Source organism: Streptomyces sp. Root1304, assembly GCF_001426405.1.
GTDB lineage: Bacteria > Actinomycetota > Actinomycetes > Streptomycetales > Streptomycetaceae > Streptomyces.
In genome coordinates this window covers 284,968-298,069 of sequence record NZ_LMEP01000005.1, presented here as the reverse complement: position 1 = coordinate 298,069, position 13,102 = coordinate 284,968, and the positions used below count along the sequence as shown (strand labels likewise).

At 73.4% G+C, this 13,102-nt stretch carries 10 protein-coding genes; 4 read left to right on the top strand and 6 right to left on the bottom strand.

The window, feature by feature from the left end:
• Positions 1–71: 71 nt before the first annotated feature.
• Positions 72–452, bottom strand: coding sequence for an antibiotic biosynthesis monooxygenase family protein (locus ASD33_RS10185; RefSeq protein ID WP_079044699.1), 381 nt, complete (start codon positions 450–452; stop codon positions 72–74).
• Between the two features lie 136 nt (positions 453–588).
• Positions 589–2,679 (bottom strand): transcriptional regulator, encoded by a 2,091-nt coding sequence (locus ASD33_RS10180; protein WP_199863494.1) that lies wholly within the window; start codon positions 2,677–2,679, stop codon positions 589–591.
• Between the two features lie 707 nt (positions 2,680–3,386).
• Here ASD33_RS10180 and ASD33_RS10175 point away from each other — a divergent pair.
• From ASD33_RS10175 to ASD33_RS10160, 4 genes are all read left to right on the top strand, one after another.
• Entirely contained in the window at positions 3,387–4,679 is a 1,293-nt protein-coding gene (locus ASD33_RS10175; RefSeq protein ID WP_056556847.1) for a beta-ketoacyl-[acyl-carrier-protein] synthase family protein, read from the top strand.
• On the top strand, positions 4,676–5,899 hold the full coding sequence (locus tag ASD33_RS10170) for a ketosynthase chain-length factor (RefSeq protein WP_056556843.1): 1,224 nt from the start codon (positions 4,676–4,678) through the stop codon (positions 5,897–5,899). The genes ASD33_RS10175 and ASD33_RS10170 overlap by 4 nt, the downstream gene beginning before the upstream one ends.
• 73 nt (positions 5,900–5,972) lie before the next feature.
• On the top strand, positions 5,973–6,227 hold the full coding sequence (locus tag ASD33_RS10165; protein WP_056556841.1) for an acyl carrier protein: 255 nt from the start codon (positions 5,973–5,975) through the stop codon (positions 6,225–6,227).
• A 259-nt stretch (positions 6,228–6,486) separates the two neighbouring features.
• Positions 6,487–7,056 carry a HutD family protein gene (locus ASD33_RS10160; RefSeq protein ID WP_056556839.1) on the top strand — a complete coding sequence of 190 codons (570 nt, stop codon included), beginning with the start codon at positions 6,487–6,489 and terminating at the stop codon, positions 7,054–7,056.
• Between the two features lie 7 nt (positions 7,057–7,063).
• On the opposite strand, the gene ASD33_RS10155 is transcribed toward ASD33_RS10160, so the two are convergent.
• From ASD33_RS10155 to ASD33_RS10140, 4 genes are all read right to left on the bottom strand, one after another.
• Positions 7,064–8,509 carry a cytosine permease gene (locus ASD33_RS10155; protein ID WP_056556836.1) on the bottom strand — a complete coding sequence of 482 codons (1,446 nt, stop codon included), beginning with the start codon at positions 8,507–8,509 and terminating at the stop codon, positions 7,064–7,066.
• 168 nt (positions 8,510–8,677) lie between these two features.
• Positions 8,678–9,682 (bottom strand): nitroreductase family protein, encoded by a 1,005-nt coding sequence (locus tag ASD33_RS10150; protein ID WP_056556833.1) that lies wholly within the window; start codon positions 9,680–9,682, stop codon positions 8,678–8,680.
• 183 nt (positions 9,683–9,865) lie between these two features.
• Positions 9,866–10,720 (bottom strand): alkaline phosphatase family protein, encoded by an 855-nt coding sequence (locus tag ASD33_RS10145; RefSeq protein WP_056556830.1) that lies wholly within the window; start codon positions 10,718–10,720, stop codon positions 9,866–9,868.
• Between the two features lie 112 nt (positions 10,721–10,832).
• On the bottom strand, positions 10,833–12,968 hold the full coding sequence (locus tag ASD33_RS10140) for an alpha-galactosidase (RefSeq protein ID WP_079044686.1): 2,136 nt from the start codon (positions 12,966–12,968) through the stop codon (positions 10,833–10,835).
• Positions 12,969–13,102: the final 134 nt, after the last annotated feature.

Genomic DNA, 13,102 nt, shown 5'->3' with positions numbered 1-13,102 from the left:
GGCTCGTGAGCCCGCTCGTGTGCACGGGGTCCGGGCGTGGGTCCGCCCGCCCGCCGTGACCGGCGGGCGGCTCAGGCCTCGTGGGTCCCGGCCCGCACCGAGAGGCGGGCCGTGAACAGCCCGTTCTCGCTCCGGCTCAGGGCCCGCAGCGCCGCGGCGTGCGGGGCGAACCCGGGCTGCGCCACCGCCCGCCGGAAGGCGTCCCGGTCGGTCCACACGGCGAGGTTCACATAGCGCTCCGGGTCGTCCACCTCCCGCAGCAGACTGTGCCGGACGAATCCGGGCTGCCGCGCCATGAAGGCGGACGTCCGGGTGAACACCGCCTCGAACTCCTCGGGCTCCCCGTGGACCGTGAACCGGTTGACGAAGGTCACCTCGGGGCCGGACTCCTCCCGGCCGACCGGACCGGCTCCGCCGGCGACGTCGAACTCCTGCTGCTCCCCGCTCGGCATGGGCCGGGCCACCCCTCTGCTCGTCCTGTGCGTCCGACCGTCGCGGACGCGTGCCGGGGAGCCTGGCAGCGGCGTGTGGAGAACCTCTCGACACCGGCTGACCGGCCGGCCGCCGGCGCGGAACCCGCCCCGCGTCTCACCGGGCCCCCGCCTCGCACCCGACCCCCACCTCCTCGGCCACGGCCGGCGCGGCGAGCGTCTCCTCCAGGCGCTCCCTCGCGTACGCACGGGTCAGCCGCTCGAAGACGTAGCGGCCGATGCCGTCGGCGGAACGGTCCGTGGCCAGCAGGTGGTTGTCGGCGAGCAGTTCGAGGACGGACTCCAGCTCCCGCGTCGGCCGCCCCAGCAGCTCCGCCGCCTGCGCCGCGGTGAAGGGGGTCTCGCCCAGCATGCCGAGCAGCCGGAAGACGCCCTGCTCCTGGTGCCCGAGGCCCGTGTAGCTCGCGGCGAACCGTGAGCGCACGTCCAGCTCCCCGAGCCGGGCCACGTCGAGGATCCGCGGCGTGGCCTCGAGACGGTCGGCGAGCGTCGACAGCGAGAGCCCCGGACCGGCCGCGAGCCGCCCGCCCACGCACCGCAGGGCCAGCGGGTGCCGGCCGAGCAGCCCGACGATCCGCTGCGCCGCCTCGGGTTCCCGGTCCACCCGCTGCCGGCCGGCGAGGACCGCGAGGATCTCCAGCGCCTCCTCGGAGGAGGGCGCGCCCAGTTCGACGCGTTCGGCCTCCACCAGGGCGGTCATCCGGCGGCGGCTGGTGACCAGCAGCGCGCAGCGCGGGTCGGCGGGCAGCAGGTGCCGGATCTGGGCCGAGGAGGCCACGTCGTCGAGGAGCACCAGCACCCGGAAGCCGGCCGTGCGGGACCGGAACAGCGCTCCGCACTCCTCCACGCCCTCCGGGATGCGGGCGGGAGGCACCTCCAGGGCCCGCAGGAAGCCGCGCAGCACCTCGGCGGGGTCGCGCGGCTCGGCGGAGGAGCCGCGCAGGTCCGCGTAGAGCTGCCCGTCGGGGAAGTGCGGGCGGAGCGTGTGCGCGAGATGGACGGCCACCGCGCTCTTGCCGATGCCGGGAGGCCCGGTCACGACCCCGATGTGGGCCGACGTGCACGCGGCCCCGGGACCGCCGCGCGCCCGCAGCGCGGCCTCCAGCTCCTTGAGGGCGCCGGTGCGGCCGACGAACCCGGCGAGTCCCGCCGGGAGTTGGGCCGGGGTCCCGGCCGCCTCCCAGGCGACGGACGGCGCGGACGGCCGGGCGGGGGTCCGGGCGACGCCGGTGGTGGTGACGGAGGGAGGAAGGCGCTGGACCGGGACCGGCAGGGGCGCCGGGAGGGAGGGCGCGGCAGGGACGACGGGCAGGGGGGGAGGGGCGAGGGGAGCCGGGGTGCTCGCGGCCGGGGCACCCACGGGCGCGAGCGCCGTGATCGTGACCGCGGGGCCCGGCGGTGCGGCGGTCCGGGGCGCCGCAGGCCGTGGTGGCTCCGGAGGATCGGCGGGGGAGTCGGACAGCAGGGCGTGCTGAAGGCGGGCGAGTTCCTTGCCGGGTTCGAGTCCGAGCTCGTCGATCATCTTCTGCCGCAGGCTCTGGTAGGCCTCCAGCGCCTCGTGACGCCGTCCGGACCGGTGCAGGGCCGTCATCAGGAGCCCGTGGAGGTGCTCGTGGAGCGGGTGGGCCAGCACCAGGGCCTTGAGCTCGCTGATGAGTTCGCGGTGCCGGCCGTTCTCCAGATCGGCCTCTATGCGCAGTTCGAGGATGCGGAAGCGCAGCTCCTCCAGCCGGGTCGTGTACGAGAAGAGCCGGCCCCCGGTCTCGACGTCGGCGAGCGCGGGGCCGCGCCAGAGGGCGAGGGCCTCCTCCAGACAGGCCAGGGCCGCCTCGGAGTCGCCCTGTTGGAGAAGTTCCTGGCCTTTCTCCGCCCGGTCCTCGAACCGGGTGACATCCAGGCTCGACGACGGAATGGTGAGGGTGTAGCCGCCCGGCTGGGTCCGGAGCAGGTTCCCGAGCCCCTGTTTCAGGAGCAGTTTGCGGAACTTGTAGATGTACGTCTGGAGGGTCGTCACCGCGCTCGGGGGCGGGAGCTCGGGCCAGAGTTCGTCGATCAGTTCGGAGGCCTGGACCACGGTGTTGTGCCGCAGCATCAGCAGGGAAATGACCTGACGTGGCTTGGGCGCGGTCGGCATGATGTTCCGGCCGCCCGAGAGGATTTCGACGGGACCCAATAGTCGGAACTCCAAGATGTCTCCTCCGTTTGAGTGGAGTCGCGCACGGCCTGGCGTCACCGGCGGCGCGGCCCCGTCGCTGACGGTCACCCCGACTTCACGTTAGGTCCTGGAAATCGACTGGTCAATGTCGGATCTAGTGGCGGAAGGGGCGTCGGAGAATCACCGAAAGTCGGGCAGAATGTCTACTTTGCCGTACCTTGAATCAGGGTCCGGGAAAAGTTCCCGTAAAGTGCTGTCCTGCCGGGACTGGCGCAGATTCGATCCCTTCACGGCCGCCGCGCGGGTCCGGATCCGGCCCGTGTCAGCTGGCAGGTCGCGGGATCGGGCCCATGCCGGAGGTGTGTGCCCGAGGGCGCCTCTTCCCGCCACTCGCGGCGGGTTCCCGAGCCCCTCCCGGCGTCCCGAGTGGTCCTCGGGCACCGCTCGACCGGACGAACCGGCGGGACGGAACGGCCGGTTGGAGCCCCTGCCGGCGCCGCTCCCACCCCGCGGGCTCCAGCGTTCCTCCAGCGGTGCTCAAACGGACCGGCCGCCCGGCGGCGCCCCGTCCGACACGGTTCCGCGACCCCTGTCAAGGCTCTCCGGGGCGCTCCAATCGCCATTGAGCCGGTTGCGAGCCATTCCCCGCACGCTCGGCCCGTGGAAACTTCCGACGTGGGCGACATGGAACGCTGCACCGTAAAGGACAGGGTTACGGGAACGGCTGAAGGGGGACGCGCATGAATCCACGGGAAAATCGACGCGTGGTCATCACGGGAATCGGGATCGTGGCTCCGGGTGCCATCGGTGTGAAGCCCTTCTGGGACCTTCTGACCGCGGGGCGCACCGCCACCCGCATCATCACCGCATTCGATCCCGCGCCCTATCGTTCCCGTATGGCCGCGGAATGCGACTTCGACGCCGCGGCGGAGGGACTCACGCCCCGGGAGATCCGCCGCATGGACCGGGCCACGCAATTCGCGGTGGTCGCGGCACGGGAGGGCATCGAGGACAGCGGCATCGACCGCGAGGCCCTCGACGGTTCCCGGATCGGCGTGGTCATCGGCAGCGCCGTCGGCTGCACCACGAGCCTGGAGAACGAGTACGCCGTCGTCAGCGACAGCGGCAGCCGATGGCTCGTCGACCACTCCTACGCGGTCTCGCACCTCTTCGACTACTTCGTGCCCAGCTCCATCGCCGCCGAGGTGGCCCACGACCGCATCGCGGCGGAAGGACCGGTCTCCCTGGTTTCGACGGGCTGCACCTCGGGCCTCGACGCGGTGGGCCGGGCCGCCGACCTGATCGCGGAGGGCGCCGCCGACGTGATGGTGGCGGGGGCCACCGAGGCGCCCATCTCGCCCATCACCGTGGCCTGTTTCGACGCGATCAAGGCCACGAGCCCGGACAACGACCGGCCGGCCGAGGCGTCCCGCCCGTTCGACCGCACCCGCCGGGGCTTCGTCCTCGGCGAGGGCGCCGCCGTCTTCGTCCTGGAGGAGCGGGAGCACGCCCGCCGCCGGGGCGCCGAGGTCTACGCCGAGATCACCGGGTTCGCCTCCCGCAGCAACGCCTTCCACATGACCGGTCTGCGGCCCGACGGGCGGGAGATGGCGGAGGCGATCAGGAACGCGCTCGCCATGGCGCGTACGGATCCCACCGCCATCGACTACGTCAACGCGCACGGCTCGGGCACCAGGCAGAACGACCGCCACGAGACCGCCGCCTTCAAGGCGAGCCTCGGGGAGCACGCGTACCGCACCCCGGTCAGCAGCATCAAGTCGATGATCGGGCACTCCCTGGGCGCCATCGGCTCCCTGGAGATCGCCGCCTGCGTCCTCGCGATCCGCCACGGCACCGTCCCGCCCACCGCCAATCTGCGCGAGCGCGACCCCGAGTGCGACCTCGACTACGTGCCCCTGGAGGCCCGTTCCCTCCCCGTCGACAACGTCCTCACGGTCGGGAGCGGCTTCGGGGGCTTCCAGAGCGCCATGGTCCTGTCCGGAGCCGGCGCGCGGGACCGGGCGGCGGCGTGAGCGCGGACACGGACACGGTGGTCACCGGGATCGGGCTGCTGGCCCCCACCGGCCTCGGTCACGACGCCCACTGGAAGAACACCCTGGCCGGCACGTCGGCGATCGGCCCCGTCACCCGCTTCGACGCGGCGGGCTACCCCAGCCGCCTGGCCGGCGAGGTCGCGGACTTCGTCCCGGAGGAGCACCTGCCCAGCAGGCTCCTGCCCCAGACCGACCACATGACCCGGATGGCCCTCGTGGCCTCCGACTGGGCCCTCGCGGACGCCGGTTTCGACCCCGGGCGGCTCCCCGAGTACGGGGTGGGCGTCGTCACCGCGGCCACGGCGGGCGGCTTCGAGTTCGGACACCGGGAGCTGCAGAACCTGTGGGACCGGGGACCCGAGTACGTCAGCGCCTACCAGTCCTTCGCCTGGTTCTACGCGGTCAACACCGGCCAGGTCTCCATCCGCCACGGGCTGCGCGGCCCGGCCGGGTCGCTGGTCACCGAGCAGGCCGGCGGCCTCGACGTCCTCGGGCAGGCCCGGAGGCAGCTGCGCCGGGGACAGCCGATGGTGCTCGCCGGCGCCGTCGACGGATCGCTCTGCCCCTGGGGCTGGGTGGCCCACCTCTCCGGCGACCGGATGAGCCGGGAGTCCGATCCCGCCCTGGCCTACCGGCCCTTCGCCTCCGGGGCCGCCGGGTACGTGCCCGGGGAGGGCGGCGCCCTGCTCGTCCTGGAGAGCGAGGAGTCCGCGCGGGCGCGCGGCGCTCACCGGCGGTACGGCCGGGTCGTGGGGTACGGCACCGCCTTCGACCCGCCGCCCCGCTCCGGCCGTTCCCCGAACCTCGTCCGGGCCGCCCGGAGCGCCCTCGACGACGCGGGACTCGGACCCGAGGAGATCGACGTGGTCTTCGCGGACGCGGCGGGCACCCCCGAGGAGGACGCCGTCGAGGCCGACGCGCTGCGCACCCTCTTCGGCCCGCACGGCGTCCCGGTCACCGCGCCCAAGACCATGACCGGCCGACTGGGCGCCGGAGGCCCCGCCCTCGACGTGGCCACGGCCCTCCTGGCACTGCGCGAGGGCGTCATCCCGCCGACCGTGCACGTCCCGCGCCCGCTGCCGGACCACACCCTCGACCTGGTGACGAGCCCGCGCCGGGCCCCGCTCACCACGGCGCTGATCCTCGCCCGGGGCCGGGGCGGGTTCAACTCGGCCCTGGTCGTCACGGCCCCGTCCTGAACCCTCCCGTGCCCCACCCACCGCGACCCATCCACCTCGCACCCACCCCCCCCCGACAGGAGACGTGACGATCATGGACCGGCTGACGACCGACAGGCTGATGGAGATCATGCGCGAGTGCGCAGGCGACGGCGAGGCGATCGAGACCGACCGGCGCCCCGAGGAGGTCGAGTTCGCCTCGCTCGGCTACGACTCCCTGGCCATGCTGGAGACCCTGAGCAGGCTGGAACGGGACTTCGGGGTGACCATCGACGAGGAGGAGTTCGCCGACGCCAGGACCCCGGCCGAACTCACCACCCTCGTCAACCGCATCCTGACCGCCGTCTGACACCAGGACCGACCCGGGCGGCGCCCTCCCGGTCCACCGGGGGAGGGTGCCGAGGGCGGCGGCTCGGACGAGCCGCCGCTCCGGTCGACCCGGCGCGCTCGCCCGGCGGTCCGGGGACCGGACGGTACGGGCCCGGCCTCCCGCCGCCACCGGGCCGGGGCGGGCCGCATAGACTTCGTCCGCCGGACCCACGGCGTGGGCGACCCGCCGCCGAACCGGCCGGGCCCCGCCCCGTACCGCACGCAGCACAGGAGCCCGTATGAGCCACTTCGACGTCGAGACGCTCGCGGCGGGACGGTGGCGCAACGGCGGGGGCGCCACCCGGGAGATCGTCTCGCGGCCTGAGGGCGCCGAGGCCTTCGAGTGGCGGGCCAGCATCGCCGACATCGACCGGGGCGGGCCGTTCTCGGAGTTCCCCGGGGTCGACCGGACGCTGACCCTCCTCGCGGGCGACGGCGTGCGGCTGACCTCCACCGGTGTCTTCGACCGGCTGCTGGCGCGGCCCGGAGAGCCCTTCGCGTTCTCCGGCGACCTCGCCCTCTCCGCCGAACTGCCGGGCGGCGCCTGCCGGGTGCTCAACATCATGGTGCGGCGCGGACGCGGGGCGGCCCGGGTGGAGCGGGTCGCCGGACCGGTCGTCCCGCCCGTCGGGCACGCCGGGGTGCTCCACGTACTGCGCGGGCGCTGGCGCACGGAGGCCGACGGACACGTCATGACCGCGGGCCAGGGCGTCTGGTGGGACGGGGTGGACGACGCGCCGGGCGGGGCGGTCGTACCGCTCTCGCCCGACGCCGACGCCCTGTGGGCGGATGTCGCGCCCGTGGGGTGAGTACGGGTCAGCCGACGGGCGCGGCCGTACCGCTGCCCTCGGCGACGGCCGGGTGCACGGTCTCGGCGGGCGGGTCGGCGGTGCGCCGCACCCACACCCAGTACAGCGCCGCGGTGACCACCAGACCCACGATCCACGAGATGTCGGCGCCGTCGAGCCGCTTCGTGAGCGCGCCGGTGTACAGCTTGGTGGCCAGGAACGGGATCTGGACGGCGACGCCCACGACGTAACAGGTCAGAGCGGTGACGTTCCAGCGGCCGTACCGGCCGTCCGGGTCGTACAGGGCGGGGATGTCGACGCGCTCGCGCGAGACCAGGTAGTAGTCGACCAGGTTGATCGCGCTCCACGGGGTGAACACCATCAGGATCAGGAGCACGAAGTTCTTGAAGTTGTTCAGGAAGTCGTCGCTTGCGGCCAGCGCGATGACCATCGACACCGCGGTGAAACCGATGATGTAGGCGGCACGGGCGGCGGCCGAGATGCGCGAGCGGCCGTCGAACGCGGTGACGGTCGTCAGGATCGACATGAACCCGCCGTACGCGTTCAGGCAGTTGACCGTCAGCTTGCCGACCACGATCACCAGATAGACGAGGAACGCAAGGACCGCGGGCCCGGCCAGATCGCCGAGGAAGCCCACCTGGTCGCTGAGGAAGGTCTTGCCGGCGACGGCGGCGGTGAGCGCGCCCAGCGTCATCGCCCACTGGGACCCGATGACGGAGCCCGCGAACGTGGACCAGAACGTCGCGCGGGTGCTGGTGTCGCGCGGCAGGTAGCGCGAGTAGTCGGCGACGTACGGGCCGAAGGTCAGCTGCCAGCCGGCGCCGAGCCCCACGGCGAGGAGGAAGGTGGCCGCCTCGAAGCCCTTGTTCCCGACGTGCGCGCCGACGTCGTACTGGGTGAACAGCCGCACCAGCAGATAGCCGAGCCCGGCGACGCCGACGACGGTGGCGACGCGCCCCGCGATGTGGATGAGCCGGTAGCCCGTGACCGCGACCACGGCCGTCAGCGCGCCGAAGACGAGGATCCCGGCGTCCGTGTTGTCGATGTGCAGCATCTCGGACAGCGCCTGGCCGGCCAGGACGCTGCCGGTCGCGGCGAAACCGAGGTACATGAGGATCACGAGCAGCAGCGGCAGGACCGCGCCGTGGACGCCGAACTGCGCGCGGCTGGAGATCATCTGCGGGACGCCGAGCCGGGGGCCCTGCGCGGAGTGCAGCGCCATCACGATGCCGCCGAGCACATTGCCGATGAGCAGCGCGGGTATCGCCCACAGGGCGTCGGCGCCGAAGACGACGGACAGCGCGCCGTCGACGATCGCGGTGATCTGCATGTTGGCGCCGAACCACAGCGTGAACTGGCTGCGCGGTGTGCCGTGCCGCTCTGCGTCGGGAATGACCTCGATGGTGCGCGTCTCCATCGAGAGTCGCTCCCCGGGGGTGTGCTGGACCGGCATGTGGAGACCTCTCCCGCGACGATTCCGGCGTGTCCGGACGAACCGCAGACGCTGAACCGCGCTGCGTGCGCCCGAATCTCGCATGGCATCGAACAGGTATCAAGCCTCTGAATGGAAGAATTCACATCCGGTGATCGTCGGACCCGCCGTGCCCCTCCGGTCACCGGGTCAGGCGAAGGTGAGCACCTCCGCCGCGGGGCGGCGTGGCGTGGCCCGGCCGGCCGGGCCGTATCCGAAGCGGAACACCATGTGCACGAAGCCCGTGGGCGACTCCGGATCCCTGACGAGGGTGCGGAGCTCCGGCCATTCGAGGGGCTGGGACATCAGCGAGGTGGACAACCCGTCCAGCGTCGCCTGGAGCAGCACCCGCTGCATCGCCTGCCCCGCCGCCAGCCACTGCCCCGGTGTGTCCTCGACCGTGCAGAGCAGGGAGATCTGGGGATGCTTCTCGAAGGGCACCGAGGCGCGGCCCGTCACCCGGCGCGCGGTGTCGAAGTCCCGTACCGGTGAGGTGACGTCGAACTGCCGCGGCCCGAGGGCGTACGAGGGGATTCCCTGACCCTCCGCGGGGTCACCGGCATCGCCCGTGCGCGTCCAGGCCGCGATCTCCGCGCGTACCGCCGCGTCCGCGGCCTCGAACAGCTCCGCCACGTGGACCAGGCCCAGCACGGCGTCGGTGTGCCAGGCGCCCGGTACGACCAGTCGGCAGCCCTCCAGGACGGCCGCCGCCCGCAGCTCGTCGAGGATCTCCGCGGGGACGCGCTCCTCGGTGAAGGGATGCCGGCTGGTGTGCCGCTCCCGCAGCGCCGGCGCGAGCGCGGCCAGCGCCTCGTCCTCCGCCGCCGTCTCCTCGGGCCGGGCGCCGGTGAGCCGTACGTCCGCCAGGTGCCAGGGGTCCTCCGGCTCGGGCAGGAGACGGACGTCCGCGTGCAGCCCCCGGTGCGCGGCGGCGACCCGCAGACCGAGGAGGGCGGCCCCGCAGCCGAGATGGAGCGCGCGGTGGTCGGGATCCTCACGCGGCATCTCGCGGGTGGGGTCGCCGTGCAGTTCGAGGACGTCCGCGGCCGCGCGGTGCACGAAGGCCCACGGTTGTGCGTTGTGCATCGAGGGCGCGGTCACGGCGTCATCGACGAGCGACGCCACGAGGGTTCGGGTGGGGTCGGTGGGCGACACGGTCGATCACCTCTGCGAGGTCACAGCGGGGGTTCGTGGACACGGCGGATGCGACGCCTGCCGGTGGATCGGTCATGGCGACCCCTGCGGTCGGTGCGTACGTGCCCGGCCACGCCCTGTGCCCGGCCACGCCTCTCCAGGAAGTGTCCGTCAGTCCTATGATCCGCCTGATGGGTGAGTTGGTCACGCCGTGAAAGCCGTGCCGTCCAGGGTCCAGTGCGGGTCCGGCGCGATGCCGAGCGCCGTGTAGACATGGGCGGCGACGTCCGCGTGGTGCAGGGCCGACGGGACCGCGCCGGGGGTCAGGCCCGGCCCGGACGCGGCGATCCAGGCCGTGCGCTCCAGGGCGCTGCGCCCGCCGTGGCCGCCCTCGTCACGGTGGCCGTGGTCCGTCACCACGATGACCGTCCACTGCTCCGCCGCGTGGCCGGGGCGCTCGCGCACGGCCGCGAGGATGCGCCCCAGACGCCGGTCCGCCGCCTCGATCGACCGGCGGTACTCCACGTCGCAGCCCAGGAAGTGGGCGGTCTCGTCGACGGCGCCGAGGTAGACGAAGCCGGCGTGCAGCTCCTCGTCCAGGCCGAGCAGGTGCTCCGCCTCGACGGTCACCCGCTCGTCCACCTCCTCCCACGCCTCGGGGGTGTCCTCGCGGGGAGCGACGTAGCCGAGCCGGGTGGGAGCGACGAAGAGCGGGCCGCCCTGCTGCGCCATGAAGAGCGGCGCCCACCCTCCGACGGCGAAGGTCCGCAGCCCGCACTCGGCGGCGAGGCGGGTGGTGAAGTCGGGGAACACGTCGAGCCGGTTGCCGTCGAGGCGGTTGGCCCACACGCCGTGCTTGGTGACGCCGACGCCGGTGACGATCGTGGTCCAGCACGGGCCGGACATCGTCGGCGTCACGGCGTCCACCTCGACCGGTGCCAGGAACCCCGCGCGGGCGATGCCGTCGAGGTGGGGGGTGTCCAGTGCGGGGAGCAGGTCGAGGCGTACGCCGTCGATGCCGATCACCAGTACGCGAGCGGTGTCCGTGGCGGTGTTCATGATCCGGTCCAGGGTGTCGTGGGAAGGGAAGGGCGTTGGGGGATGGGCGAGGGGATGAGGTGTGCGGCAGCCTGTTGCCCGCCCGCCGCACACCCGCCGGAGGGCGTCGTGCTCAGGGAGCGACGCGGCGGAGCCGGATCACACTGCTGGCGTAGTCGCCGGCGGGAAGCCGGGGATCGAGGCCTTGGAGGACCAGGACCGCTCCGCTGTACTCGCGGTCGAGGTCCAGGTCGAGGTACCGCGCCCCGGGGTCGAGCGCCGGCAGCCGCACCGGCTCGGGCCGGTGGCCGAAGCGGGTGGTGGGGCGCCAGACCAGGACCGCGTGCTCGCTGTCGTCGGGTGCCGCGTAGTGGACGGCGGTCACCGGTCCCGGCGGGGTGACGCGGTACTGCTGCCCGCGCTGGACGAGCGGGCGGATCCGCTTGTAGAGGGCGACGAGTTCGGCGGTCTCCGCGAGCTCCTCCTCGGACCAGGAGGTGAGGTCCCCGCCGAGTCCCAGCGCGCCGGCCATGGAGACGTGGAAGCGGAAGCGCAGCGGGGTGCGGCGGCCGGTGGCGACGTTGGGGCTGTCGGTGACCCAGGCGGCCATCGCCCGCGCGGGGAAGAGCTGGCCGAAGCCGTGCTGGATGCCGATCCGGTCGACGGGGTCGGTGTTGTCCGAGGTCCAGGCCTGGTCGGTACGGGCGAGCATGCCGAGGTCGACCCGCCCGCCGCCGCCCGCGCAGGCCTCGATGCGCAGACCCGGGTGCGCGGCGCGGAGCCGGTCCATGATCCGGTGGACGGCCCGGGTGTGGTCGATCCAGAGGCGGTCGGGGTCGGGGTGGCCGTCCCAGCCGGCCTCGGTGAAGGCGCGGTTGGCGTCCCACTTGAGCCAGTCGACGCCATGGGCGGTGACGAGCCCGTCCAGGGTCGTGAGCGCCCACTCCTCGACCTCGGGCCGGGCGAAGTTCAGCACCAGCTGGTTGCGCAGCTCCGTGGCGTCCAGCCGGGGGGAGTTCAGGACCCAGTCCGGATGGGCCCGGTACAGCTCGCTGTCGGGGTTGACCATCTCCGGTTCCACCCAGAGCCCGAAGTCCATGCCCAGGCGGTGCACCTCGTCGGCGAGCGGACGCAGCCCGTTCGGGAAGGCTTCGGGGCGGGGGGTCCAGTCGCCGAGCCCGGAGCGGTCGTCGCCGCGGGTGCCGAACCAGCCGTCGTCCAGGACGAAGAGTTCGGCGCCGACGCCGGCGGCCAGGTGCGCCAGCCGGATCTGACCGGCCTCGTCGACGTCGAATCCGGTGGCTTCCCAGGAGTTGTAGAGCACCGGCCGGTCCCGCTCGGGCTCCGGCAGGACGTGCCCGCTGACGTACCGGTGCCAGCCGCGACTGGTGCCGCCGAAGCCGTCGGGGGAGTACAGGCCCGCGTACACCGGAGTGCGGAGGCTCTCGCCGGGCCGCAGCGTCCAGCTGATCCCCTCGTGACCGAAGCCACCGGTCCAGGTGGTGCGGCCGACCGGGTCGCGTTGGACCGTGACGCGCCAGCTCCCGCTCCAGGCGAGCGCGGTGCTCCACACCTCACCGTGCTCCTCGGCTGCGGAGCCGTCGTCGACCGCCAGCCAGGGGCTCGCGTGGTGACCGGTGATCCCGCGACGGCTCGTCAGCACGGTCTCCGCGACGGGCAGTCGGTCGCGCTGGAGCTGGAACTCGCTGTTCCAGCCGCCGACCAGATGGCTGAGCCGGTAGTCGGCCAGCGGGGGAGCGGTCCAGGACGCCGAGTCCAGCCGGCCGACGGTGACCGGGTCCGGGGGGCCGTCCGCGTCCCCGGTGTGGGTCAGTTCCGTCCAGCGCTCCACGACGTCCGTGTCGGGCCGTACCCGGTAGTGGAGTTCGGCCCGCAGGGGACGGTGCCGGTCCTCCAGGACCAGCCGGAGGTCCCCTCCGGCCACTCCTCCGACGGAGTGGCCGGCGAACCGCCACTGGGCGCCGCGGGTGCCGTCGGCGAAGCGGACCTGGAGTCCGGCGGGACCGAAGCGCGCCCCGGTCTGCGGCGCGAGTTCGTCCGGGGCGGCGTCGGCCTCGAAGCTGCTGTCGGCGGGGGAGACCGCCTCGGGGAGCGCGGCGAGGGAGAGCGCGTCGAGCGGCGCCCCCCAGTACAGGTGCCGGGGGCTGCCGTCGGCGCCGATGCGGAGCGCGTACAGGCTGTTCGGCGTGCGCAGGACCGCCAGGCCGAGTTGGGGGTCGAAGGTGACGGGCGGGAGCGTGGCGAGCACGGATGGGTCCCCTGTCGTGCGTGGAGTAACAGGCTTGGTTCCAGGGCCGTATGACGCGAAGACGGCGCCGTGACGGAGGCGTCCCCGGAGTGGGCACGGAGGCGGCCCCGAGCGTAGGGCCCGCCCAACTCGTA

What these genes read in the sequence shown, in the direction of transcription:
- ASD33_RS10185 (WP_079044699.1), bottom strand. Translation starts at nt 452, where the DNA reads ATGCCGAGCGGGGAGCAGCAGGAGTTCGACGTCGCCGGCGGAGCCGGT.
- ASD33_RS10175 (WP_056556847.1), top strand. Translation starts at nt 3,387, where the DNA reads ATGAATCCACGGGAAAATCGACGCGTGGTCATCACGGGAATCGGGATC.
- ASD33_RS10165 (WP_056556841.1), top strand. Translation starts at nt 5,973, where the DNA reads ATGGACCGGCTGACGACCGACAGGCTGATGGAGATCATGCGCGAGTGC.
- ASD33_RS10160 (WP_056556839.1), top strand. Translation starts at nt 6,487, where the DNA reads ATGAGCCACTTCGACGTCGAGACGCTCGCGGCGGGACGGTGGCGCAAC.
- ASD33_RS10155 (WP_056556836.1), bottom strand. Translation starts at nt 8,509, where the DNA reads ATGCCGGTCCAGCACACCCCCGGGGAGCGACTCTCGATGGAGACGCGC.
- ASD33_RS10145 (WP_056556830.1), bottom strand. Translation starts at nt 10,720, where the DNA reads ATGAACACCGCCACGGACACCGCTCGCGTACTGGTGATCGGCATCGAC.